At 65.9% G+C, this 23,713-nt stretch carries 21 protein-coding genes and 2 pseudogenes; 15 read left to right on the top strand and 8 right to left on the bottom strand.

The features are described 5' to 3' along the window. Nucleotides 1–11 precede the first annotated feature (11 nt). From J3A75_RS22060 to J3A75_RS22050, 3 genes are all read left to right on the top strand, one after another. A complete protein-coding gene (locus J3A75_RS22060; RefSeq protein WP_012321641.1) occupies nucleotides 12–818 on the top strand; it encodes an enoyl-CoA hydratase/isomerase family protein in 807 nt (268 codons plus the stop codon). A gap of 173 nt (nucleotides 819–991) precedes the next feature. Further along, a complete protein-coding gene (locus J3A75_RS22055) occupies nucleotides 992–2,341 on the top strand; it encodes an MFS transporter (protein ID WP_012321642.1) in 1,350 nt (449 codons plus the stop codon). Between the two features lie 31 nt (nucleotides 2,342–2,372). Next, nucleotides 2,373–2,840 (top strand): TIGR02444 family protein, encoded by a 468-nt coding sequence (locus J3A75_RS22050; RefSeq protein WP_012321643.1) that lies wholly within the window; start codon nucleotides 2,373–2,375, stop codon nucleotides 2,838–2,840. 7 nt (nucleotides 2,841–2,847) lie between these two features. Here J3A75_RS22050 and J3A75_RS22045 read toward each other — a convergent pair whose 3' ends face one another. Together J3A75_RS22045 and J3A75_RS22040 are read right to left on the bottom strand one after the other, a co-directional pair. Next, nucleotides 2,848–3,420, bottom strand: coding sequence for a UbiX family flavin prenyltransferase (locus tag J3A75_RS22045; RefSeq protein WP_012321644.1), 573 nt, complete (start codon nucleotides 3,418–3,420; stop codon nucleotides 2,848–2,850). Nucleotides 3,421–3,528: 108 nt separating this feature from the next. Next, nucleotides 3,529–4,452, bottom strand: a complete 924-nt coding sequence (locus tag J3A75_RS22040; protein WP_012321645.1) for a LysR family transcriptional regulator — start codon at nucleotides 4,450–4,452, stop codon at nucleotides 3,529–3,531. Between the two features lie 176 nt (nucleotides 4,453–4,628). Here J3A75_RS22040 and J3A75_RS22035 point away from each other — a divergent pair, with 176 nt between their 5' ends. From J3A75_RS22035 to J3A75_RS22020, 4 genes are all read left to right on the top strand, one after another. Beyond that, on the top strand, nucleotides 4,629–6,014 hold the full coding sequence (locus J3A75_RS22035; RefSeq protein WP_012321646.1) for a UbiD family decarboxylase: 1,386 nt from the start codon (nucleotides 4,629–4,631) through the stop codon (nucleotides 6,012–6,014). A gap of 4 nt (nucleotides 6,015–6,018) precedes the next feature. Further along, nucleotides 6,019–7,725, top strand: a complete 1,707-nt coding sequence (locus J3A75_RS22030) for a GMC family oxidoreductase (protein ID WP_209650749.1) — start codon at nucleotides 6,019–6,021, stop codon at nucleotides 7,723–7,725. Beyond that, complete coding sequence (locus J3A75_RS22025) at nucleotides 7,722–8,516, top strand: alpha/beta fold hydrolase (protein ID WP_012321648.1); 795 nt, start codon at nucleotides 7,722–7,724, stop codon at nucleotides 8,514–8,516. The genes J3A75_RS22030 and J3A75_RS22025 overlap by 4 nt, the downstream gene beginning before the upstream one ends. 640 nt (nucleotides 8,517–9,156) lie before the next feature. Next, nucleotides 9,157–10,536, top strand: coding sequence for an HD-GYP domain-containing protein (locus J3A75_RS22020; RefSeq protein ID WP_063110381.1), 1,380 nt, complete (start codon nucleotides 9,157–9,159; stop codon nucleotides 10,534–10,536). Between the two features lie 633 nt (nucleotides 10,537–11,169). Here J3A75_RS22020 and J3A75_RS22015 read toward each other — a convergent pair. Then, a pseudogene (locus J3A75_RS22015) lies at nucleotides 11,170–11,313 on the bottom strand (IS5/IS1182 family transposase); the annotation flags it as partial. A gap of 72 nt (nucleotides 11,314–11,385) precedes the next feature. Here J3A75_RS22015 and tnpA point away from each other — a divergent pair. The 3 genes from tnpA to tnpC all read left to right on the top strand — a co-directional run bounded on the left by tnpA (nucleotide 11,386) and on the right by tnpC (nucleotide 13,754). Then, nucleotides 11,386–11,802 carry an IS66-like element accessory protein TnpA gene (gene tnpA, locus J3A75_RS22010; RefSeq protein WP_070998920.1) on the top strand — a complete coding sequence of 139 codons (417 nt, stop codon included), beginning with the start codon at nucleotides 11,386–11,388 and terminating at the stop codon, nucleotides 11,800–11,802. After that, nucleotides 11,799–12,146: an IS66 family insertion sequence element accessory protein TnpB gene (gene tnpB, locus J3A75_RS22005; protein ID WP_024827170.1), complete on the top strand. Its 348-nt coding sequence runs from the start codon at nucleotides 11,799–11,801 to the stop codon at nucleotides 12,144–12,146. Before tnpA ends, tnpB begins: the two co-directional genes overlap by 4 nt. Before the next feature lie 102 nt (nucleotides 12,147–12,248). Beyond that, nucleotides 12,249–13,754: an IS66 family transposase gene (gene tnpC, locus J3A75_RS22000; protein ID WP_024827169.1), complete on the top strand. Its 1,506-nt coding sequence runs from the start codon at nucleotides 12,249–12,251 to the stop codon at nucleotides 13,752–13,754. Nucleotides 13,755–13,798: 44 nt separating this feature from the next. Here tnpC and J3A75_RS21995 read toward each other — a convergent pair. The 4 genes and pseudogenes from J3A75_RS21995 to J3A75_RS21980 form a co-directional block, all read right to left on the bottom strand. After that, nucleotides 13,799–14,397, bottom strand: a pseudogene (locus J3A75_RS21995) (IS5 family transposase); the annotation flags it as partial. Between the two features lie 105 nt (nucleotides 14,398–14,502). Next, entirely contained in the window at nucleotides 14,503–15,759 is a 1,257-nt protein-coding gene (locus J3A75_RS21990; RefSeq protein WP_209650748.1) for a pilus assembly protein TadG-related protein, read from the bottom strand. Beyond that, a complete protein-coding gene (locus J3A75_RS21985) occupies nucleotides 15,759–16,169 on the bottom strand; it encodes a TadE/TadG family type IV pilus assembly protein (RefSeq protein ID WP_070999880.1) in 411 nt (136 codons plus the stop codon). The genes J3A75_RS21990 and J3A75_RS21985 overlap by 1 nt, the downstream gene beginning before the upstream one ends. A 160-nt stretch (nucleotides 16,170–16,329) precedes the next feature. Further along, nucleotides 16,330–16,548: a hypothetical protein gene (locus J3A75_RS21980; protein ID WP_070999879.1), complete on the bottom strand. Its 219-nt coding sequence runs from the start codon at nucleotides 16,546–16,548 to the stop codon at nucleotides 16,330–16,332. A gap of 160 nt (nucleotides 16,549–16,708) precedes the next feature. On the opposite strand from J3A75_RS21980, the gene J3A75_RS21975 reads away from it, so the two are divergent. The 5 genes from J3A75_RS21975 (at nucleotide 16,709) to J3A75_RS21960 (ending at nucleotide 23,211) form a co-directional block, all read left to right on the top strand. Further along, entirely contained in the window at nucleotides 16,709–16,903 is a 195-nt protein-coding gene (locus J3A75_RS21975; protein WP_070999878.1) for a hypothetical protein, read from the top strand. Nucleotides 16,904–17,358: 455 nt separating this feature from the next. Then, on the top strand, nucleotides 17,359–17,703 hold the full coding sequence (locus J3A75_RS37390) for a Rap1a/Tai family immunity protein (protein ID WP_354405070.1): 345 nt from the start codon (nucleotides 17,359–17,361) through the stop codon (nucleotides 17,701–17,703). 98 nt (nucleotides 17,704–17,801) lie between these two features. Next, entirely contained in the window at nucleotides 17,802–19,262 is a 1,461-nt protein-coding gene (locus tag J3A75_RS21970) for a Tad domain-containing protein (protein WP_245364406.1), read from the top strand. Nucleotides 19,263–19,639: 377 nt separating this feature from the next. Next, a complete protein-coding gene (locus tag J3A75_RS21965) occupies nucleotides 19,640–21,142 on the top strand; it encodes a diguanylate cyclase domain-containing protein (protein ID WP_209650747.1) in 1,503 nt (500 codons plus the stop codon). Between the two features lie 581 nt (nucleotides 21,143–21,723). Continuing rightward, the gene (locus J3A75_RS21960; protein ID WP_063111257.1) at nucleotides 21,724–23,211 is read left to right on the top strand and encodes an integrase arm-type DNA-binding domain-containing protein; all 1,488 of its coding nucleotides are present in this window, start codon (nucleotides 21,724–21,726) and stop codon (nucleotides 23,209–23,211) included. Here the strand turns inward: J3A75_RS21960 and J3A75_RS21955 are convergent. Beyond that, complete coding sequence (locus J3A75_RS21955; protein WP_063111258.1) at nucleotides 23,201–23,662, bottom strand: HNH endonuclease signature motif containing protein; 462 nt, start codon at nucleotides 23,660–23,662, stop codon at nucleotides 23,201–23,203. The two genes, J3A75_RS21960 and J3A75_RS21955, sit on opposite strands and share 11 nt — an antisense overlap. Nucleotides 23,663–23,713 lie beyond the last annotated feature (51 nt).

The following is a 23,713-nucleotide window of genomic DNA, read 5'->3' as shown; positions in this document are numbered from 1 at the left end:
AGACCAAACCCATGACGAGCGACACCCACACCATCGACCCGCGCCTGACGAACCTCGACGGGTTCCGCGTCGAGATCGACTCGGAGCGCGAGCGCGCCGACGTGATCCTGGCGCGGCCGCCCATGAACGTCATTGCGATGCCCCAGCGCGATGAGATCCGCAAGGTCTTCGAGGCGCTGGACGAGGATCCCCGCGTGCGGGTCATCGTCCTGCGGGCGGAGGGCGAGCACTTCTCGTCGGGGGGCTACATCAAGGGCTTCCTCGACGCCTCGCCCGAGCACGTTTCGAAGCTCGCCTGGAACATAGCGGCGCCGGCCCGCTGCTCGAAGCCCGTCATCGCCGCCAACCGGGGCTACACGTTCGGTGTCGGCTTCGAGATCTCGCTGGCCTGCGATTTCCGCATCGTCTCCGAGACCTGCCGCTACGCGCTTCCCGAACAGAAGCTCGGCCAGATTCCCGGCTCCGGCGGCTCGGCCCGGCTCCAGAAGATCGTCGGCATCACCCGGACCAAGGATATCGTGATGCGCTCCAAGCGCATCCCCGGGCGGCAGGCCCTCGACTGGGGCATCGCCACCGAATGCGTACCCGATGCGGACCTGGAGAAGGCCACCGACGCCCTCGTGGAGGAACTGCGCGCCTTCTCGCCCATCGCCCAGCGCACCGCCAAGAAGCTCCTCAACGACACCGAGGACGCGAGCCTGTCCATCGCCATCGAGCTCGAAGGACACTGCTACAGCCGCCTTCGTCAGGCCGACGACTTCCGCGAGGGCGTCGAGGCGTTCCACGCCAAGCGCGCGCCGCGCTTCACCGGCTCATAGTCCGGCCGCGCCGGGGGGGCTGCCGAGCGGTTCCCCCCATCCTGTGACGCCTACCGCACCGCTTCGATCCCGCCCAGGCGGGAAACGACGACGCACGCCCGAATGGCTCCCGCCCAGACCCAGAGCCCGAACCGGCCCCCCGCGGCAACGACCGCATCCCCCGGAGGAAATCTATGCAGACCGCCGCCACCTTCGCATCCGATCCCCCCGCCCTCGCCAAACCCACAGGCCGGCAGACGGTGACCGCCGCCATGGCCTCGCTGTTCGGCTGGGGGCTCGATCTCTTCGACCTGTTCATCCTGCTTTACGTCGCGCCGGTCGTTGGCACGTTGTTCTTCCCGGCGGACAAGCCGATGCTGTCGCTGGCCGGCGCCTATGCGTCCTTCGCGGTCACGCTGCTGATCCGGCCCCTCGGCTCGGCCCTGTTCGGCTCCTATGCGGACCGCTTCGGCCGCCGTCGCGCCCTCATGGTGGCGGTGGTCGGCGTCGGCATATCGACCGCGGTCTTCGGTCTCCTGCCGACGGTCGGCCAGATCGGATGGCTCGCGACTGCGGTCTTCCTTTTCTTCCGCCTCGTCCAGGGCATCTTCGTCGGCGGCGTCGTCGCGGCATCCCACACGATCGGGACGGAATCCGTCCCGGAGCGGTGGCGGGGGCTGATGTCCGGGGCGGTCGGCGGTGGCGGCTCGGCCATCGGCGGCCTGCTTGCCTCCCTGGTCTTCTATGTCGTCTCGCTCATGGCGCCGGGAGAAGCCTTCGCCGAGTGGGGCTGGCGGCTGATGTTCTTCTCGGGTCTCCTGACCTCGGTGATCGGCCTGATCCTCTTCCGCAATCTCGAGGAATCCCCGATCTTCAAGGAACTGCAGGCCCGGAAGGCGGCGCTCCGGGCAGGCGCTCCGGCGGAGGCCTCGCCGATCCGCTCCCTGTTCTCACCGTCCAACCGGGGAAGCTTCGCGGTCGCGACTCTCATCTCCTTCGGTGGTGGCGCAGCCTACTACCTTACGTCCGGCTACCTGCCGACCCTCCTCAAGCTCGTGAACGGCGTGCCGAACGCCACCGCCTCGATGATCCTGATCGGCGCCAACGTCGCGGCGGCGATCGGCGCCTGCGGCATGGGCGAACTGAGCCAGCATATCGGGCGCAAACGGTCGTTCCTTCTGATGGGCGTCATCCGCCTGCTCGCTTTTCCCGCCCTGTTCCTGACCATGGCGAACACGACGAGCCTCGTTGGGGTCGCGGCCTGCGCCTTCCTGCTGGCGCTCATCGCCAACGGCAGCTACGGGCCGCTGCTGATCTTCCTCAACGAAAAATTCCCGACGGCGGTGCGGGCCACGGGGACGGGCCTGACCTGGAACATCGGCTTCGCGCTGGGCGGCATGCTGCCGACGCTCGTCTCCCTTGTCGCCGACGGGCCGACGCAAATTCCGATGGTGCTGGCCGTCATCACGACCGGCGTCACCCTGGTCTATCTTGTCGGTGCCTTCCTGACCGACGAGACGCAGGGCAATCTCGACCGGGCCTGACGATACGGTTCTGCGCGGGCGGAGGCCTCCCATGACGAGTGATCCCCTCTGGACCTTCGCCTGCGCATTCTATGGCCGGCCCGGCGTCGCCGCGGCCTGCCTCGCCCTCCAGGACGAGGGCGGCGCCGATGTGCCCCTGCTCCTGTACCTGATCTGGTGCGGGAGGACCGGACGAAGGCTAGACGCCTCGGCGCTCGCCGGAGCGGAAGCCCGGATTGGCCCCTGGCGCGGACAGGTGATTATTCCCTTACGGGCGATCCGCCGGGCGATGCGGTCTGACCTCATGCCGGGCCAGGGGACGGAGGCGCTCCGGGAGCGGATCAAGCTCGCGGAGATCGAGGCGGAGCGCCTCGCCCTCGCGGCTCTCTTCGAGGCCGCGCCGGTCCCAGATATGCCGGTGAGTTCGGGCGGCGAGGCGCTGGCCCTCTATGCCGCCTATCTCGGCCGGACCTGGCCGGAGGCACCGCTGCGGGTTCTCGCGACGGCGCTGGAGGGCTGAGCGCCGGTCAGCCTTCTCCGCTCCGCCAACGCCGGACGCCGGGTGCATCGATGTCGAACAGGTCGAGAACCCGCCCGATCGTATGGTCCACCATTTCGGCGAGGCTCTCCGGACGCGCGTAGAAGGCCGGAACCGGAGGGGCGATGATCGCCCCCATTTCCGAGAGCGCCGTCATGGTGCGGAGGTGGCCGGTGTGGAGGGGAGTCTCCCGCACCATCAGGACGAGGCGGCGGCGCTCCTTCAGGGTCACGTCGGCGGCCCGCGTCAGCAGGCCGGATGTGACGCCGGTCGCGATCTCGGCCTGGCTCCGCATGGAGCAGGGAGCCACGACCATGCCGCGGGTCCGGAAGGAGCCGGAGGCGATTGAGGCGCCGATGTCCCCCTGGGCGTAGGTCTTGGCGGCCAGGGCGCGGACGTCGGCGACCTTGAGGTCGGTCTCATGGGCCAGCGTCACCTCGGCCGAGCGCGACATCACGAGATGGGCCGGGATCGCGAGGTCGCGCAGGATTTCCAGGAGACGGATCCCATAGATCACACCCGAAGCACCCGAGATGCCGACCACGAGGGGCAGCGGTGTCATCGTTCCTCCCGGCCGCAACGGGCGCGGCGACCTTGCCGGTGACAGTATCGGGGTGTGCTCGCCCGTGTCGAATAACGTCGGCTGATCGCTGCCATCAGTCCGGGGGGCTCAACCGGTGATGATATGGGCCTGGAGTGCGGCCGCCGCCGCGTTCAACTCCTCCTCAAGGATACCGATGAGGAGCTGCGCCGCGTAACTGAGCGGTTTCTGCGGATGGTGGATGATCACCAATTCGCGGGCGATGCGCGGCGCGACGATGCGGTAGGCCTTGAGGGACCCGTCGGCGAGCTGTCGGCTGACGGCGATGCTCGGCAGCACAGTGAAACGCGTCGAGCGCGCCACAAAGTCCGCGATCGCGGGGGGCAGGTCGAGTTCGAGCTTCGGGCACAGGGTCACGTCCGCGGCGGCGACACGGCGGTCGAGTTCGACGCGCAGGCCGTGTCGGGTCGAAGGCAGGATCAGGTTAAGGGCGGCGAGGTCCGCCATCCGGATGGGCAGGGGCACCGGCAACGGTGTGTCGCGCCCGCCGACCACGACCATTTCCTCGTCGAGGAGGGGGGCCATGACGAGGCCGAGGCGTCGGGCCGGCCGGTTGATCACAGCGAGGTCAAGGGCGCCGGTGCCGACGCCCTCGATGAAGGTGCTGCTGTAGCCATCGGCCAGCGATAGCTCGACCTCTGGGTAGGCCGCCGCGAAGCGAGCGAGGACGCTGGGGATCACGCTCATCGACAGGGACGACAGGATGCCCGCCGTGACGCGGCCCGACACTGTTTGGGACAGGCGCGCCATGGCCGCCCGGGCGTCGGCGACATCCCGCTGGATCGGGTGGACCAGCCGGTGCAGCGTCCGGCCGGCGGCTGTCGGCACCATGGCCTTCGGCTGGCGGTCGAACAGGCGCTGGCCGAGTTCCCGTTCCAGCTTGGCGATCTGCATGCTGAGCGCGGGCTGGACGACGTTCATCCGCTGCGCGGCGCGGGTGACGCTGCCCTCCTCGAACAGGGCGACGAAGTAGGAGATCTGACGGAGATCCATACACGGGACCCAGGCGACACGAGCAACGCGCCAGAGGACCATGTGCGGGCCGGTCGGCGCAATTCAAACCGGCTGATGGGCGGCATCACCAATCGTTATTTTTCCCGCCTGCGAGAAGAGCTTAACGCTTACTCCCATGGCAAGCTTGGTTGAGAAGACCCCGCCGTGAGGACAGCATGAACGCGCCCACTCCCGTTCGTTCCCTCCGCGACTGGCTCGATCGGCTGTCCGGGGATGGGCGCCTCGCCATCGCGCGGCCGGGAATCGGCTTGCGCCACGAGGCAGCGGCGGTGGCGAGCCGCCTCGACGGCCGGCAGGCCAGCCTATTTCCGCAGCCCGGGGGGCATCCGGGCACCATCGTCTCCGGGCTCGTGTCGAGCCGGGCCTGGATGGCGGAAGCCCTCGGCACCACGCAGGATCACCTCGTCGCCCATTTCCAGCAGGCCGCCGCCCAGCCGCTCCCCTGGCACGAACACAACTCCGCCCCCGCGCAGGAGGTCGTCCACCGGGAGGGACTCGACATCCTGAAGATCCTGCCGGTGCCGACTCTGAACGAGCACGACAGCGGGCCCTACATCTCGGCGGGCCTGATGATCTCCCGGGACCCAGAGACCGGCCTGCAGAACGTCGCCATCCTGCGCTGCCAAATCAGCGGTCCGGACAGGATCGGCGTGCTGGTCCTGCCCCGGCATACCGACAATTTCTACCGCAAGGCCGAGGCCCAGGGCCGGGGCCTCGAAGTCGCCCTCGTGGTCGGCGTCGATCCCGCCTGCCTCCTCGCCTCCCAGGCCATCGTGCCCCTTGGCCACGACGAGTTGGAGATCGCCGGGGCGCTCACCGGCCAACCCCTCGACGTGGTCAAGTGCCTGACGAACGGCGTGCGCGTTCCGGCGAACGCAGAGATTGTGATCGAGGGCCGCCTCCTGCCCGAAATCCGCGAGCCGGAAGGGCCGTTCGGAGAATTCCCGCAATATTACGGGGAGCGGGCCAAGCGGCACGTCATGCAGGTCGATGCGGTGACGCACCGGCGCGATCCGATCTTTCATATGATCGTCGGCGGCGGCCTTGAGCATCTGCTGCTGGGGGCGATCCCCCGGGAGGCCACGATCCTCGCAACGCTGCAGCGCAGCTTCCCCGGTGTCGAGGACGTGCATCTGTCCCTGGGGGGAGTTGGCCGTTACCACCTCTACGTCCGCCTGCGGAAGACACAGGAGGGTGAGGCCAAGAACGTGCTGCTCGGGGCCTTCGCGGCCCACTACGACATCAAGCACGCAGTCGTGGTCGATACGGATGTCGACATCCACGTCCCGCAAGAAGTCGAATGGGCGGTCTCGACGCGGTTCCAGGCGGACCGAGACCTCGTCGTCATCCCTCACGCCCAAGGCTCGAAGCTCGATCCATCAGGCCGCGAGGGGGTCGGCGCGAAGATGGGTCTCGACGCGACCGTTCCGCTGGACGCGCCCCCCATGAAATTCAAGCGCATCCGTGTTCCCGGCGAGGCCGAGGTCGATCTCGACGCGGTGCTCGCGTCCGGCGCCGACTGGCGCGCGGCGATCGGCTGATCCCATGAACGCCTTGCCCGAAACGGTCGACGTGTTGATCGTCGGCGGGGGCTCTGCCGGCTGCGTGATGGCCCACCGGCTCTCCGCCGACCCGCGGCGCCGGGTGCTCCTCGTCGAAGCCGGCATCGATACACCGCCGGGCCGGGTGCCGGCGGAGATTCTCGACAGCTATCCGATGCCGCTGTTCCATGGCGACACCTACATCTGGCCGGGGCTCGACGCGGCGGTCACCCGCGACTCCCGCGGTCGCATGCGGCGGCGGGCCTACGAGCAGGGCCGGGTGATGGGCGGCTCGTCCAGCATCAACGTCCAGGCGGCCAACCGCGGGCTGCCCCGCGATTACGAGGCCTGGGCCGCGCTCGGCGCCGAGGGCTGGGCCTGGGACGACGTACTGCCGTATTTCCGCAGGCTCGAGACCGACCTCGATTGCGGCGGTCCGCTGCACGGCCATGATGGGCCGCTCCCGATCCGGCGCATCCTGGAGCCCGCATGGCCTCCCTTCGCCCATGCGGTCGCCCGCGCCTTCGATGCGACGGGGCTGCCCCGGCGCGTCGATCAGAACGGCGAGTTCGAGGACGGGATCTTCCCGCCGGCCTTCTCCAACCGGGACGACGCGCGGGTCTCGGCCGCCGCCGCGTATTTGGACGTGGGTACGCGGGCCCGGCCGAATCTCACCATCGCCGCCGGCCTCGAGGTCCGTTCGCTGGTGATGGACGGGCGCCGCGCGACCGGGGCCGTGCTGCGGCGGGGCGACGGATCCGAGCAACAAGTGAGCGCCGCCTCCGTAGTCCTGTGCGCCGGCGCTCTTCAATCGCCGGTGCTCCTCCTGCGTGCCGGGATCGGCCCGGGCGATGCGCTCTCCGCCTGCGGGATACCCGTCCGGCTGGATCGTTCGGGCGTCGGCGAGAACCTGCGGGACCATCCCGCTTTGACGATGGCCCAGGTCCTTCCCCGCCCGCTCCGGCTGCCCGAGACCTTCCGGCGCGCGAGCTTGCTGGCCCTGCGCTATTCGTCCGGCCATCCCGAAGGCTGCGCCTCCGATATGTATCTCACTGCCTCCGCCCGTGCCGGCTGGCACGCCCTCGGCGGACGCCTTGCGCTCTACTTCCTCTGGGTGAACCAACCGCACTCGGTCGGGCGCCTGCGCCTCGATCCGGCGAACCCGTCCGGCCCGCCCGACATCGATCTCGGCCTGCTCTCGGATCGCCGCGATCTCGAACGCCTCGCCTCGGGGATTCGGCTGCTCAGCGACCTCGTGGTCTCGCCCACGCTGAACCCCCGCTCCGACGACCTCTTCCCCGCGAACTATTCGCCGCTGATCCGCCGGTTGAGCGCCGTCTCCCCTCGCAACCGGCGGCTCACCGGCCTCCTCGCCCCCGTGTTCGATGCACCGGCCATGCTGCGCGCCCCGCTGCTGCGCGCCGTCCTAGGCGGCCACGCTTGGGAGACAGTGCTTCAGGACGATGGCGCTCTCGACGACTTTGTCCGGGACAACGTCTTCGGGGTCTGGCATGCGAGCGGTACGTGCCGCATGGGCCGGGCCGACGATCCCGGCGCGGTGGTCAATCCGGGGGGACGCGTCATCGGAACCGACAACCTGTCCGTCGCCGACGCATCGGTGATGCCCCGCCTTCCTAGCGCAAACACGAACGTCCCGACCTTGATGATTGCGGAAAAGATCGCGGAGAGGATGATGGTGGAGATGGGATGATCCCTCTCGACACATTCGGCGCCTTTGCGGTGGCCGACCTACGGCTGGAATACCGTTTCGTCGGTCCGCAGCCGGACTTGGCGCCGACGCTGGTGTTGCTTCATGAGGGTCTCGGTTCTGCCACGCAGTGGGGCCCGCTGCCGGAAATTCTGGTCGAGAAGACCGGATGCGGTGTCCTGGCTTTCTCGCGCCAGGGTTATGGGGCCTCGAGTCCGGTGCCTCTGCCCCGCCGGACCGACTTTCTCGAACATGAAGCCTGCACCATACTTCCCCAGGTCCTCGACCTCGCGGGACTGCGAAGCGGCCTGCTGATCGGCCATTCCGATGGCGCCTCGATCGCGGCCCTCGCGTTGGCGGAGGGCGACACCCGCGTGCGGGGCGGCATCCTCATCGCGCCCCATTTTTTCGTCGAGGAGGCGACGCTGGCCGGGGCCCGACGGGCCCGGGACGCCTACGACAATGGCGATCTGAAGGTCCGTCTCGGCCGTCGGCATACCGATGTCGAGGGAGCCTTTCGCGGCTGGAACGACGCCTGGTTGGATCCGGCTCGGCGCGGATGGACAATCGAGACAGCCCTCACGCGATGGACCGTCCCGGCAATCATCATCCAGGGGACGAAGGATGCTTACGGAACTAAGGCCCAGATTGGTGCCGCTCGCAGACTTTGCCCCGCCGGTCTGCTGACTGTTTATGAGATGCCGAATGTTGGGCATCACCCACATCGCGAAGCGTTGGCAGAAACTGCCGACGTCATCGCCCGCTTCGTCACACCTGTCTTGAGCAGAAATTAAGTCTCCACAAGACAATGTCTGATTGGCCTTGAAACACACAGTCGCGAGGCCGGGTGCCGGCCCCCTTTCCCGTGGGGGGGGCAGGAGGCGGTGTCAGGTTCGTTGACAGGGTTATTTGGAGTCACCTGCCTCCCAGGCCTCACCCAGATCGAGCTTTCCAAATCCGGGCGAGGACAAAGCCCAGCCGTGGTACTGGGCACGTTCGCCCACGTTGCCGCCCGACAGCTTTCAGCGAATGCGCGTCCTCGACGGTATGACCGGATTGGATCGGGTAAGACGCTGTCCGTTTTTCCAGCAAGCCCCCTCCAGAGCGGACCGGCCGCTTTCGGCCAGCTCCAGTCGCGCCGGCCGACGCCTTCGAATGACAAGGATGGGTGGTTTTCCGCCGGTCCGCTTCCGAGAGGCGTATGCATGGAAGCGGACGTCGACATAGCTGGAGTCCCAGCCGAGACGCGGAGGCACCTGCCGCGTCAAACGTCTCGTTCCCTCGGTGTGAAACTCCGGGCCAACGCTCGTGCTGCCGCACCGTGGCCCGCGTTTCAGGCGAGTACGATAGGACCACGCGCAACGTTTTGGTCAGGCTATGCTGGCAGTGTCGCCGCCTATAGAGGCCTATAAGACAAGTGACTGGACGAGAACGATGCGGATCGTGTCAGGCGGCGAAGTGGAAGCCACGACGATCCAGCTCTCAGAAATTCTAGGCGCCCTAAGCCACGCCCTTGATCTTACGGAGGGTCAGCCCGTTGGCCATTGCGTCCGCGCGACTTGGATCGGCTTCCACATCGGTCGTGAGCTAGGCCTTCCAGATCTGCAGCTCTGGGAACTCTACCATACGGTGATGTTGAAGGACCTCGGGTGCTCCAGCAATGCCGCGCGCATCTGCGAGCTCTATCTCTCTGACGACCTCAGCTTCAAGCGCGACTTCAAGACGGTGAGCGACAGCCTGCCCAAGGTGCTCGGCTTCGTCTTTTCTCACACCGGTCTCAAGGCAGGCCTCGCCGAACGCTTCCGCGCTGTGCTCAACATCCTGCAGAACGGCGGCACGATCGTCGACGACCTCATCCAGACGCGCTGCCAGCGCGGCGCGCAGATTGCCCGTCAGCTTCGCTTCCCGGCAAGCGTCTGCGAAGCCATCCACGCGCTGGACGAGCATTGGAACGGCAGTGGTCGGCCGGACCGCCTCGCCGGCCCCGCGATCCCGCTCTACGCACGCGTGGCGCTACTTGCCCAGGTCGTGGACGTGTTCCACACCGCAGCCGGTCCCGCGGCCGCGATAGCCGAGGTCCGGGCGCGCTCGGGCACATGGTTCGATCCTCAGGTCGTCGCCTGCTTCGAGAAAATCGCCTCCGAAACCGGGTTCTGGGATACCCTGGCCTCGGAAGAGGTCGAGGAAGCAGTGGTCGCGTTGGCGCCGGCCAGCCCGATCGTGGTGGACGAGGATTACCTCGACGATATCGCCCGTGCCTTCGCACAGATCATCGACGCCAAAAGTCCGTTCACTTCTGGCCACTCTGAGCGCGTCGCGGTCTACGCCGACATGATCGCGGCTGAACTCGGCTACTCGCCGGAACGACGCCGGTGGCTCAAGCGAGCTGCGCTCCTTCACGATGTCGGCAAGCTCGGGGTATCGAACGCGATCCTCGACAAGAACGGCAAGCTGGACGAGGCGGAGTGGCGCGATATGCGCAACCACGCATCTCTGTCCGAGACCATCTTGGCCCGCGTCGCGGTGTTTCATGAGATGGCCAGCATAGGTGGTGGTCATCATGAGCGGTTGGACGGCAGGGGCTATCCACGCGGGCTCGCTGGCGATGCGATCGCGCCCGAGACCCGCATTGTCTCAGTAGCCGATGTGTTCGATGCGCTGACCGCCAACCGGCCTTACCGCGCAGCTATGTCGCTTGAGAAAGCGCTCGGCATCATGCGCGCGGACCTTGGAGCGGCGTTCGATCCAGTCTGCTTCGCGGCGCTGGAGCGGGCGCTCGTCGCCATCGAGGGTGATCTCGCCCGCGCGGCTTGAATGACGCTCGGCCGACCAATTGCCTACCGGACTGGGACCATCTTGCCAGCGCCGCCGTGGGCGGCCTTGCCACGGGGTGACGCTTCTCTAGACGCCCAGATAATCATCGTCCGCACCACCCATCCGCAGACTGGCGAGCGCAAGGCCAGGAGGCAGAGCGAGGTGAGGAGGCGGGAGAACATGTTCTGAGCGTCCTAGACTTCTGTTGAGCGGCGAGCTTAGATCGCTGGTGGAGCTATCAGCGGCGCCTTGCGAAAGAGTGCACCGTCCAACAATACATGCTGATAGCAATTTCGATCGCATTTGATACAACCTGAATTGCACCTTCTAGATGTACAGATCTTCCGGTGACTCCAGCGAGACAGCGCCTCCGTCGGCTTTTTAAGACCGCCCAAATTGAGATCGATGGCGGAGTCAGGTCCGGCCTAGAAAGGCCGCTCGGGGTGGTTTTCCGCCGGTCCGCTTGCGGGCTGCAATGCATGAGAGCAGACGCCGCCGCCGCTCAGACGCACGGTCCATCTGAGCTGCCAGCCGGCCTTCTTGCTCAGGTTGACGGCGACGGCGGAGGCATCCCATCGAACGACGGGTGGCCAGTGCCAACCGTCAGATTTTCTCCACTAGGTCGCGGACTCATTAAGCTCGCAGCCAGACCCGCAGGGCTGCGAGCTTGACGCTGGCTAGGAAGTTGTCGGGATCCTTGTCGTAACGGGTGGCGACGGCCCGGAAGTGCTTGATCTTGCTGAAGAAGCGCTCGACCAAGGTACGCGTCCGGTGAAGGCCGCCCCCGGAGGCATCGCGCGCTCGGCTGAAGCCTGACCTTAATGCTGGCGTTAAGGTCGGCGGGTCAGGATGATGCGGGTCGAGGTACTGGAGGGGATCGAACGACGGCGGCGTTGGTCGTTCGAGGACAAGGCGCGGATCGTCGAAGCCTCGTACGAGGCCGGCGTGTCGGTGTGTTCGGTGGCCCGCCGGAACGGGATCGCTCAGGGCCTGCTGTTCACGTGGCGACGCCAGGCTCGGCAAGGCCGTCTGGGCGGGGACGGGCAGGCTCCGGTGTTCGTCCCCGTGGCCATCACTCCGGAGCCGTCGTCGGCGGTTTTGGCGCCGCGGTCGGATGATCCGGGTGCTGCGGCCCAGCCCCGTCGCGCACGGCGCAAGACCGGTGTCATCGAGATCGATCTCGGCGGCGGCCGTCGTCTCAAGGTCGACCGGGATGTCGATGCCGCGGCGCTGCGCCGGGTGCTCGATGCCCTGGAGGGCCGATGATCCCGCTGCCGGCCAATGTCCGGGTCTGGCTGGCCACCGGCCACACCGACATGCGCAAGGGCTTTTCCAGTCTCGGCCTGATCGTCCAGGAGACGCTCAAGCGCGATCCCCATGGCGGGCATCTGTTCGTGTTCCGCGGACGGCGCGGCGACCTGATCAAGGTGATCTGGCACGACGGCCAGGGCGCGTGCCTCTACACCAAGCGGCTCGACCGCGGCCGTTTCCTGTGGCCCTCGGTGGCGGATGGAGCCGTGACGATCTCGACGGCGCAACTCGGCTACCTGCTCTCGGGTATCGACTGGCGGATGCCGCAGGAGAGCTGGCGTCCGAGCGCTCTCGGCTGAGGATAACGCGTTACAGCGCTTGAAGAATATGTTCTTCTCTCAAGCGTGCCGAACGCGCCCGAGCCCCCGCCGCTTCCCACCGATCTTGCCGCCGCCCATGCCATGATCCTGGCCGAGCGGGCGGCCCGGCTCGCCTCGGAGATCGCGGTCGAACGGCTGAAGCTGGAGGTCGCCCGGCTGCGGCGAGAACGGTTTGGGACCTCCTCGGAGCGCAGCGCCCGGATTGACCAGCTCGAACTCGTCCTGGAGGATCTGGAGGAGACGCTGGCCGAGACCCAAGTGCAGGCGGCCGCCGAGCCCGAAGCGCTCTCCGGTGCGGCTTCCTCTCGGCGCAAGCCCGCCCGCCGGCCTCTGCCCGAGCACCTGCCGCGCGAGCGCGTCGTCCATCCCGGCCCGACGACCTGCGCCTGTTGCGGCGGAGCGCGCCTTCGTCACCTCGGCGAGGACGTCACCGAGACCCTGGAGCGGATCCCGGCGCGCTGGGTCGTGATCCAGCACGTACGCGAGCGCTTCTCGTGCAGCGACTGCGAGACGATCGCGCAGACACCGGCCCCGTTCCATCCGATCCCGCGCGGACGAGCGGGCCCAAACCTTCTGGCCGAGGTGATGATGGCCAAGTTCGGCCTGCACCTGCCGCTGCATCGCCAGAGCCAGCGCTTCGCCCACGAGGGCGTACCGATCGACGTCTCGACGCTGGCCGGCTGGGTCGGAGCGGTGACCACCGCCCTGTCGCCCCTGGTCACCCGGATCGAGGCCCATGTTCGAGGGGCTGAGCGCCTGCATCTCGACGACACGCCCGTCCCGGTCCTGGCCAAGGGCAAGACCCGCACGGGCCGGCTCTGGACGGTGGTGCGTGACGACCGTCCCTTCGGCGGTCCCGAGCCGCCGGCTGTGGCCTACTTCTACTCCCCCGACCGCTCCGGCGCGCATGCCGAGACTTGGCTGGGCGACTTCCACGGCATCGTGCAGGCGGATGCCTTCTCCGGGTTCGGTCGGCTGTACGAACCCGGCCGTAAACCAGGCCCGCTGCGCGAGGCGGCCTGCTGGGCGCATGCCCGACGCAAGTTCTTCGAGCTGGCCGAGCTCAGGAAGGCTCCGATCGCCATTGAGGCGGTGGCGCGGATCGATGCGATCTTCGCCACCGAGCGCGCCACCAACGGTCTTGCCGCCGATGAACGCCGCGCGCACCGTCGCACCCGCTCGGCCGCCCTCGTCGCCGAACTGGAAGCGTGGCTACGGGAGAACCGCGCCAAGCTCTCCGCCAAGGCTCCGGTGGCGCAAGCGATCGACTACATGCTCAAGCGTTGGAGCGCCTTCATCCTTTTCCTCGACGACGGGCGCGCCTGCCTGTCGAACAACGCCGCCGAACGGGCGATCCGGCCGATCGCGGTAGGCCGCCGCAACTGGACCTTCGCCGGCTCGGATGCCGGCGGCCATCGCGCGGCCGCCCTCTACACGCTGATCGAGACCGCCAAGCTCAACGGCATCGATGCGCAGGCCTGGCTCGCCGATGTGCTCAGCCGGCTGCCCGACCATCCGGCTCGAGGCCTCGACGACCTGCTCCCCTGGAACTGGACCGAGACCCACCCTCAGCCGATCGCCGCCTGACACGCCGCCTCAACGAAGATCGCGGCCTTCACCACAGGCGTACCGACCAAGTTGCGGTACTTGTACAGGAACGGGCTGAACGCCGGCACTCGCTTGCGGTTGGGCATCGGCTTCACGTTCGCCCACGCGCCCTGCTCCGCCATCCGAGTGCGAAGCGCGTCGCTGTCATAGGCTCGATCCCCCAGCAGGATCTGGCCCGTGCCCAGACCGCCCAGCATGTCGGCCGCCGCGCGCCCATCGTGCGCTTGACCCTCGGTGATCTTGAGCGCCACCGGACGGCCGTCGGCATCTACTAGCGCGTGGATCTTGCTCGTCAGGCCGCCGCGCGAGCGACCCATGCCACTGGATCGGCCGTCTTTTTTTGGGCGCAGGCGGCATGCTGGTGCACCCGCACGCTGGTGGCGTCGATCATCTGCAGGTCGCCGTCGTAAGCCTTTGACACCGCATCCAGAAGCCGATCCCAGATGCCACGCTTGCGCCAGCGCCGAAAGCGGTTGCCGCAGGTCGTGTGCGGGCCGTAGCGCGCCGGAATGTCGGCCCAGGGCGCGCCCGTGCGCAGCCGCCAGAAGATCCCGTTGAGCACCCGCCGATCATCCACGCGCTCCTTGCCGCGCACGTCCGTCGGCAACAGCGGCTCGATCACCGCCTACTCCGCATCCGTCAGATCAAACCGCGCCATCAAGGCCCTCCTGCTCAGAGGGCTAACGACGCCGCGGTTCAACCGTGCCAGCCGTTATGGGTTCGCGACCTAGTTCACGAGTACAGAATGGCCGCCTGATGTCGCGCTTGGCAACGTCGAGCCGAACGTGAAGGCCGAGTTGCCGGTGAAGTGCACCTGCGAGGCAATCACCGACCCGAAGCGAGCAGGGTTCGTGGTCGTCCCATTGCCTGTGAACGTAACCGACGTGGCCGGCGCATACAAAATCCCGTCTAGGAACACGGTGGAATTGCCGCTGATCGAGAGTGAGGCGCCGGTCGCGGAGCGCGACTGGAATAGCACAACGCCTTGGAGAGCACCGTTATTCGGAGCCGTCAGGCTGATCGACGGTGTGCCGACGATGTCGAGTGAGGAGGTCGCATCGAGAAACAGAGTCACGCCCGATCCTGATATAGTGGAATTACTGTTTATCTTGATCGAGGCGCCTTTGAAATAGTAGGTCCCCGCCGCTAGTGTGACACTCCCCCTGAACGTTGTCGCACCTGTGAAGCAGCCTGCCGTCACAGTGCCGTTCAACGTGCCGCCTGCCTTGCAATTGACGGGGGTGGGTTCGGCGACATTTGCGAGCGGGTCTGCCGTAGGGGAGCCGCACTTCGTGATGGCTGGGCTGTAGCCGCGCGGGCTCTGCGACGGCGACGTCGTCTGGCAGATCGACGTCGCTGTCATCTGCGCAGCGTTGCCGTTCGACGAGATTGCAGTTGCTGCGGAAGACTTTGCGCGCGCCGCGCAGTTCAGCTTAACCGTCGTGCTGCCGACAATCGTAAGTGTATCTGAGTTCGTGGGGTCAAGCGCGTACAGGCAGGCCGTACCAGCGCCACCATCCCCGTCGGTGGCCATGATCGCGATTGAGTGGGCCGACAAGCTGAATGGGCCGGCAGAGCCGGCAAAGCGCGAGAAGAAGCCGAGCACCCGGTTTTGATGCGCCTCGTCCCTGGACGCGGTCACCCGCACGGCGTTCGCGGGTGCATTGGCATCTGCCGTCCGGTACGTCTTGGTCGAGGCGTCGTAGACGACCAATTCGACGTCGCTGGCGAGCGTGACCTGCCCGGCATTGGGAGGGGCATTCAGATTTGCCAGCGAGACTGCGGTCTGAGTGGCCTTTGCCGTGTCTGGCAGCTGGCGCACGCCTGCCACCGCTCCTGCGTCGGCGGCGATCTGCAGGCGCATGGCGTTGTAGCGCAGCACACCCAGATCCACGGCGAAGGCGCCGACGCCGAGCATGACCGGCATGGTCAGTGCGGAAACGAGCGTTATGCCTCCCTCTTCATCGCGCCAGAACCCCCGCATCACTGCGTTTCCTGGGGCAGGGTTGCGGAGGCGGTCATCGATCGGGTGCCGTAGAGGCTCGCGAAGAAGTTCGTCGGCGCCGCGCTGGTGAGGGGTATCGCGGCTGTGACCAGATAGCGGGTGGCGTCAGCGGGATCCTTGTCGGCTGTTACCGTCGCTCGGCCCTGCGCCCAGCGTGGGAGGGCCGCCACGACGGCATCATGGGCGGTAGTCGTTGTGACGCGACCGAGCGCGAGCTGGCGCGCTTCCGTCCATACCGCTTGCTGCGCGGAGGTCAGCGTGAAGAAGGCGAACGAGAACTCGCAGATGGCCATCATCAGGCCGACGAAGAGGGGCGCTACGAGGCTGAACTCGACAGCGGACGCACCCGAACGGTCAGTGCGCAGTTTCCAGAGCAAACGCGATACCATTGTCAGTGTCTGAACCGTAATGCCTGGAATGCTATACGAGCTCGGATACAGCGTCGGCCTTGTTGGACTGGTTATACGCAGCCAAATTGACTCAATAATTAACAGGCTATGACCAGCATGACGTTTACTGATGGCTGGTTCGCGCGGCCTGGCGACGCCATTATGCTGCACTTGCCGCCCTCTGAAGGTCGCGGTCCCGCTGGTCGCGCAGCCGGAAGAGCCGCTTCAGCTTCGTCACCAAAAGACCTGCGGCCTCCGATTTGTCCCGCCCCTCCCGGTGCAACACTCGCAGCCGATGCAGCAGTGCAGCGACTTCCTGATCAGCCGCTATGATCTCCGCATTCTGTAGCAGCAACTGATGGATCAAGGTCTCCGGCATGCTCCCTCCAAAGCTACTCCTGGCGCTCGTCGCCTAGTGCCTCCGGAACCCGCGACGATCACCCTGGTCAATCTGCGTCGAACCACCGGCGGACCTCACGCCATCGCGAGATATGGATTTTGCTGTACATGATATCTGCTAGGCACGAGGGAAGTCTACCATGCTCGAAAAGACGCCGGCTGCGATGGCTATATCCGTCCGCACCCTACTCGATTGCGCCTATATCGACGGCGGTGATACTGTCGCAGTCCGCTTCGAAGCGGCTGACGGCCAGATCATCGGCGTGCTGATCCCGCGAAGGGTGTTTGCCGCGCTGCAGTCGGCTACTGCTAGCGGCTCGGGGCAAGAACAATGAGCCCTCCGAAGCGGCACCAACGTCACCAGAGAGAAACGAGGCGCGGTACGTTCGTTCTGGGACGGAGAAACAACTTCCGGCAGTCGGGCCGAGCAGCACTCCACAGAGGCTCACAAACGGCTGCTCAGGAGAAGCGACGACGGCGGTCGAAGCAACTGGGTCAGGTCGGTAGCAGGCCGTCCGCTCAGGGTGGTTTCGCGACGGTCCGCTTCTGGTCGCCAATGCATTGAAGCGGACGTCACCGCTGCGTCCACTTTCGACCTTTGGGGGGCTTGTAAAGAACTGCCTTCCAGTGCGTTCATGGCTGAAACAAGTTGGGCTGTTAATGAGAAATTTAGTCTGTTCCTCCTGCCCGCGAATGCAAATTCCACGCAGCAGCCTAGACGTCTAGGTCGCTAACTACCTTGAGACAGCCTGTTTCTAACGGCCGCTTGGCCGCAGCTCTGATCGCTTCGGTGCTCCTCGCCGGTCCCGCACATAGCTTGCCCATCGGCGAGGCGACCGAGGACATCATTGGTGGGTGCAACCAGTTCATCAAGTTAGCACGCAAGGGGCGCTCGCGTCAGGACCCAGACTCTATGCGCCAGCTCGGTGAGTGTGTCGGCGCGGTTCGCGCCATGCTCGCGACGGAGATTGCCGCTGATGCCATTTGCCCGACTGAGAGTACTAAGCTGATCGACGCCGTGACCGCGTTCTCCCTATACGTAATCCAGAACCCGGCCGAGATGAAGACCCCCTACGTGGTGCCTCTACGCCGAGCTCTTCGCGCCGCATACCCGTGCTCAGCTGTACGTCAGTAGCCCGCAGCAAGCAAAGGTGCTGTCGGCGTTAAGCATAGTGGCGCTATGCCTCAGATGCCACGGGCGTATCAATCGCTATTAACTAGTGCATCATAACCATGTGCGAAGACCCGGCACGCTATGAGGCTGAGGTCAATCAGATGTTTGGGTCCGAGAACGCTGCTTATCTTCGGCTGCGTGTCTCACTGCGGCAGCTGAATAAACTAGCGGTTGCGCTTCGTACCGAAAAGCACGGCGGGGTTGTGCTCATTTTTGCTTTAGGTTCGACGGCCTTGCTCGGCCTTGCCGGTGGCGGCATCGACTACGCGCATATCGCCTCAAGGCGTAGCCAGCTCCAAAACGCCGTCGATGTAGGTGTGCTGTCTGGTGGAAACGCTATGAAGCTCGCCTCATCCAGTATCGATGCGGTGAAAGGTGTGACTGAAGAGTCGATCCGCACCAGCGCGTCGCCATCGCCCGACCGGCCATTCACAGTGACGGTAGAGGTGGCTAGCGACAAAACCAGCGTGTCGGCGCACGTTCAGGAAACGATGAAGCTCACCTTTGGTGCCTTTGTTGGTATTCGCGCCCAAACCATATCGGTGCAAGCCAAAGCCAGTGTTGTTGGTAAGATGCGGCTTTGCATGCTCACCCTAGACCCCTTATCGCCGGGCGCCTTTAATCTGCGGAAGAGCGCCCAGGTCACCGCTAACGGCTGCTCGCTCTACTCCAACTCGACCAATCCGATCGGCATGGTCGGAGGCGATAGCTCGATAGCGCGCGCCGACACGATCTGCTCGGCCGGCGGCTATCTCGGCGTCCGCGCGAACTTTGCGCCGCCGCCGCAGACGGGATGCCCGGTTATCACGGATCCGCTTAAAGGACGTGCTAATCCGCAGATCGGCGCCTGCGCGAACCTGCCGTTCCCTTTCAACTTGCTGCCGCTCACAAAGATACAGACCATTGACCAGAACCTGACCCTCGATCCTGGCACCTATTGCTACGGCCTTCAGATCAAAAAAAACGCCGTGGTGACTATGAAGCCCGGAGTCTATATTTTCAACAATGGCCCGCTGATCGTGAAGGACAAGGCTACACTCAACGGTACGAATGTTGGATTGTATTTCGCCGGAGACAAAGCAGGTCTTCTGTTCGACAAAGATACGACTGTCAGCCTTACTGCGCCAACCACGGGAGAGATGGCGGGCCTGCTAATGGCCGAGCAGACAACAGTTTCAGATCCGCTTGATCCGGCGCTCCTCGCCAACGCCATTGATCTGGGCGTCACGATACCCCCAACGCCTGCCCCACTCGGTCAGTCGAAACCAATGCGGATCTACCGGATCATCAGCAATAATGCCCGCACGATGCTGGGCACGATCTATTTGCCCGCTGGACGTCTTGTAATTGACGCCGACAAGCCAGTGGCTGACCAGTCCGCTTACACCGTCGTGGTGGCCCAGCAGGTGAACCTCTACGAGGGTCCAAACCTTTACCTCAACGCCAACTACGATGCGACGAGCGTGCCGGTTCCAAAGGGAGTGGGGCCAATCGGTGGCAAGCTGCTGATCACGAAGTAGCATGGCCCCCGTCCACGGGTTCCGAAGCTTCGCCATCGGCTACGTTGGCCTTTAGAATTCCGCGTCCCGACGGTACGTGAAGATCCGGTCACCGCCCTTAGCCGATCTTGTCGGTCGGCCGACAAATGTCGGCTTTCGGGAAATTCCGACAGCGGTCCGAATGCCTGGGTTCGGTCACGAGCCGAATGGCAGCTCCCGGCACAAGCTTGTTACTCTGTTCTCTGCGGGGAACCGGTGAATACGGCACCTTTCACAAGCCAAACGGTGGCGGTCTAGCCGGTACGCTCTGGCTCGATGACCCGTCAGGCCACCTCACGCTCGATTAAACCTTCTCGTTGTACCCCCTGGCAGCCTCAAGGCTTGAGCGGGGTCGCGTCGTGTTGCAGGGGAACGGGTCGAACACGCAGCGCGAGGCACTCCGCCAACAGGCGCTGATCGAGATCGCTCTGCTCGACACGCCGCCAGAGCGAGAGTTCGACGCACTCGCCAAGCTCGCACAACGCATGCTCGGCACCGGCATGTCCTCGATCACTCTGATCGACCCGGAGCGCCAGTGGTTCAAGGCGCGTTGCGGCCCCTTGGCGGCCGAGACCCCGCGTGCCCAGGCGTTCTGCCCCGTCGTGTTCGAGACTGAGGCTCCGCTGATCGTGGCAGATGCCAAACTCGACCGTCGCTTCGCGGCCAGCCCTTTCGTCACAGGTGCCCCGAACATCCGCTACTACGCGGGCGTGCCGGTTCGCGTCCGGCGAGCAGACGGCGACACAATCACGATCGGCACGCTCTGTGTCCTCGATGAACGACCCCGCGAGCCAACGGCGGCAGACTTGGAGGTGCTCACAGAACTGGCCTGTCTTGCAGAGGCCCTGATCGAGGCTCGCGCCGTAGCCCTTCGAGCTACCGAGACCGCCGAAGAGCGCCGTGTCGCCGTTGAGGGTCTGGAGCGTGAGCGCCGCCAGTTCAAGCAAGCGGAGCGCATGGCCGACATGGGATCGTACCGCTACGATATCGAGAAGCAGACAACCTCCTGGTCGGATGGGGTCTTCGCCATTCATGAATTGCCCGTCAGCGGCGGCGTGCCGACAGGTGAGATCATGAACTTCTTTCCTGAGACTGATCGCGCCCTCTTCCGCGCGGCAGTCGAGCGCGTGCTAGACACGGGCGAGCCCTTCGAGATGGACGCCGACTTCGTGACAGCCAAAGGCAACGCCCGGCGCGTGCGATGCTCCTGCGAGATCGAGCTGGCCAAGGGTAAGCCTGTCGCACTCGTCGGCTTGATCCAGGACATCACCGAACGGCATGGCCTGGAGGAGCGTCTTCGCCATCGGGCCCGCACCGATGACCTGACACAGCTGGCCAACCGAGCCGAGTTCCACCGTGTTCTCGACGCGCGGCTGCGCGAGGCCCGCGCTTCGGATGTCGACGTGGCCGTTCTCCTGATCGACCTCGACGGCTTCAAGGGCGTGAACGATCGCCTCGGGCATGCGGCTGGCGACGACGTTCTGCGTCGCGTCGCCGAACGGTTGCGCGCATCCAGCTACACCGGGTGCTTACCGGCGCGATTGGGCGGCGACGAGTTTGCGATCCTGGCACCTGCCGCGTGCGACGGCGCGCGCCTGAGCTCGATAGTGCAACGCCTCTTGCACGACCTTGAGATCATCGTGGACGGACAGGGTCAGATCGCGCGCGTGACGGGAACGATCGGCCTCGCGTGGTCCCGTGAGGCCGGACAGGATCGTGACGTTCTCCTGCGCCACGCTGATGCGGCACTCTACGCCGCGAAGCGTGCGCAGAAGGGAACGGCTCAAAGCTACTCGGTTCAAGCGGGCCAGGCGGCCGTGCAAGGCCGCCGCGTGTCCGCTTCCAAGTTCGCCCCAAAATGACGCCTATGACTGACGTGGGTCGACACCGGACGGACGGTCGCCTGAAACTAAATGTCTGCTACCGGGCGGTCAGCAGATGTCCGCTCATGGCGCAGAGCCGAACGCCCACTCCGGGAGGCTTGAGCGCGGCAGTTTAATCCTATGGGCGTGCCGGCCAGTTCGTCACGGCACACCGTCTGGTCCAGTTTGCCCTGCTGTCCATGAGTAAGCCGACATCAAACGGCACTCATACCGCTAAGCTGAATCCCGCTAGTAGACCGCGGACGAGCCGAAGCAGCTTCTCGGCAGCATGGGGAACGGCGAGGAACGCCATAGGGAACATGGGGAACACCTCGACCGCTCAGGGCACGAGAAACCGTAGCATGAGCAAGAGGTTAGTTGGAGCGGGCGATCGGGATCGAACCGACGACATTCAGCTTGGGAAGCTATATCGAACGCTTCCGGCACCTGTGGACAGGTCGTTAACCCCGTCCCGTAAATCACTGAAATCTTTGTGGTTATGCCGGGCCTGAGTCCCTTCTGCGGATAGCCAGCGCCGGACCTGCCGTGTTGTATCCCCGTTGTATCCATCGGAGGACACCATGGCGGCGAGCCGCGGGACATACAGCCGGACGCGCACGAGGCTCACGGCGCAGACCATCGCGACGGCCGCCCGGATGATCGCAAAAGGCCAGGTCCAGGGGCGCGGCGCCGAGTTCGCGGACACCGAGACGACCGGCCTGACGCTGCGGGTCACGAGCGCGGCCGGGGTCTGGTACCTGCGCCACCGCAAGGGCACGGTGCGCCTCGGCTCGATGGATAGGCTCGACCTGCCGGCGGCCCGGCACGCGGCCCACGTCGCTCGCACGGACCTGGAGCGCGGCGTCGATCCGCGTCAGGACCTGCAGATCTTCGAGATGCGCCGGGAGATCGGCGACTCCATCGACGAAGCGCATGACGCCGCCTTCCCTGCGGTGATCGAGCCGCCGTCGGAGGCGCGCCGGCGCAAGCACGGGCCCTGGATCTGGAGCGACCTGATGGCCGAGTTCCTGGCCGCGAAGGAGAAGGGGTTCAAGGACGGCTACGCCTCGAAATACGCCGCCTACCACCGGGGCCCGGAGTTCCGTGACATCGAGCGGCGCGAGATCGCGAGCCTGCGGATCGGGGACCTGGAGCGGCTGCGCGACCGCGTCGTCGAGGCCCGGACCGTCTCGGCCGCGGCGCGGGTCGTGGCCCAGAACCGGGAGGCCTTCAACTGGGCCTACAAGTTCCACCAGGCTCGGTCCGGGCTCGAATCGGTGCGGTCCCCGTTCTGGCGTGACTGGGATATCGAGTATCAAGCCGGGACCCGGGACCACATCCCGACCGTCGCGGAGCTGGCACGGACGCTCGTCGTGGCGGAGCTCCACCGCGACCTCGGATCGACCGGTCGCCGCACCGAGAACGGCATGTTGGCCGCCCTGTGGGGCGTGGTCCTGACCGGGCAGCGGACCGGGGCTCTTGGGCGGACGCGGCGCGCCGGCATCATCGAGATGCCAGACCGCCCCGATTGGCAGGTCTGGACCTGGACCGGTTTGGAAATGAAGGGCGGGCGCAAGGCTTCGCGGCCGCACGCGCTCCCGGTCCCGCCGGAGGCCCTCGCGGCGATCGCCCGGTTCGGCGGCGATCCGGATTCGAAGTGGATCTTCCCGTCGCGGTTCGACGGCAAGCACGTCACCCCGGCCGGCTTCACGGGCCTGTTCCACCGGCTCGAAGGGATCACGAAGGCCGGCAAGGGCGGCAACGAGATCCGCAGGCCGGAGGGGGATCTGTTTGCCCGCTACGGGATCCGTGTCTGGACCCCGCACGACGTGCGCCGGTCGCTCGCCACGTTCCTTGACGAGGAGGGCCTGGGCGGGGCCGGCAGCGCGATCCTCGCTCATAGCCGCGGCAAGGGCACGGATGAGGAGAAGGTCGAGGACATCACCAGGAGGGTCTACATCAAGGCGCAGAGGCTGGAACTCAAGGCCAAGGGTATGGCTTTGTGGGTGCCGCGCGTCCTCGCCGCCTACGAGCGGGAGCGCGCGCGGCTGGCCGGGCCTAAGCCTTGAGGTGCCCCCAGGTTTTGCCTGACCTGAGCATCGAAATCGTCGACTTGGCGACGCCGAAGCGCTGGGCCAGGGCCTTGAGCGTCCCTGGCGTCCTGCGGATCTCGATGACGTCCGCTGGCTTCAGCTTCGCCGCGCCGAGCATGCGGGGCGCCCGGCCCCGCGCGACCTTGTCGTCGGCGTTATCTTGGTGCGTCCCGGCGCTGAGATGGCCGGGGTTGCAGCACGGGGGATTGTCGCAGGCGTGGCGGATGACGTCCGACGAGTCGATCGGTCCGTTCTCGCAGGCGAAGGCGAAGCGGTGCGCCCCTACCTGCGGGACGCCCCGGCCCCCGACCGTGAAGCGGCCGTAGCCGTCTCGATCGACCGAGGCCGTCCAGGGCCAGCATTCGTCGGGGCCGCGCACGTCGACCTTCGCCCAGAATCGGGCGCGCACCTGCTCGGTGAGCAGCATGGGGCATTCCTCATCGCAAGGTTGAGATGAGGAGTGCCCGACATAGGCTTC

The sequence above is a fragment of the Methylobacterium sp. PvP105 genome, assembly GCF_017876975.1.
Classification (GTDB): Bacteria; Pseudomonadota; Alphaproteobacteria; order Rhizobiales; family Beijerinckiaceae; genus Methylobacterium; species Methylobacterium radiotolerans.
Note: the sequence above shows the minus strand (reverse complement) of the source record. Positions and strands in the feature narration are given on the sequence as shown.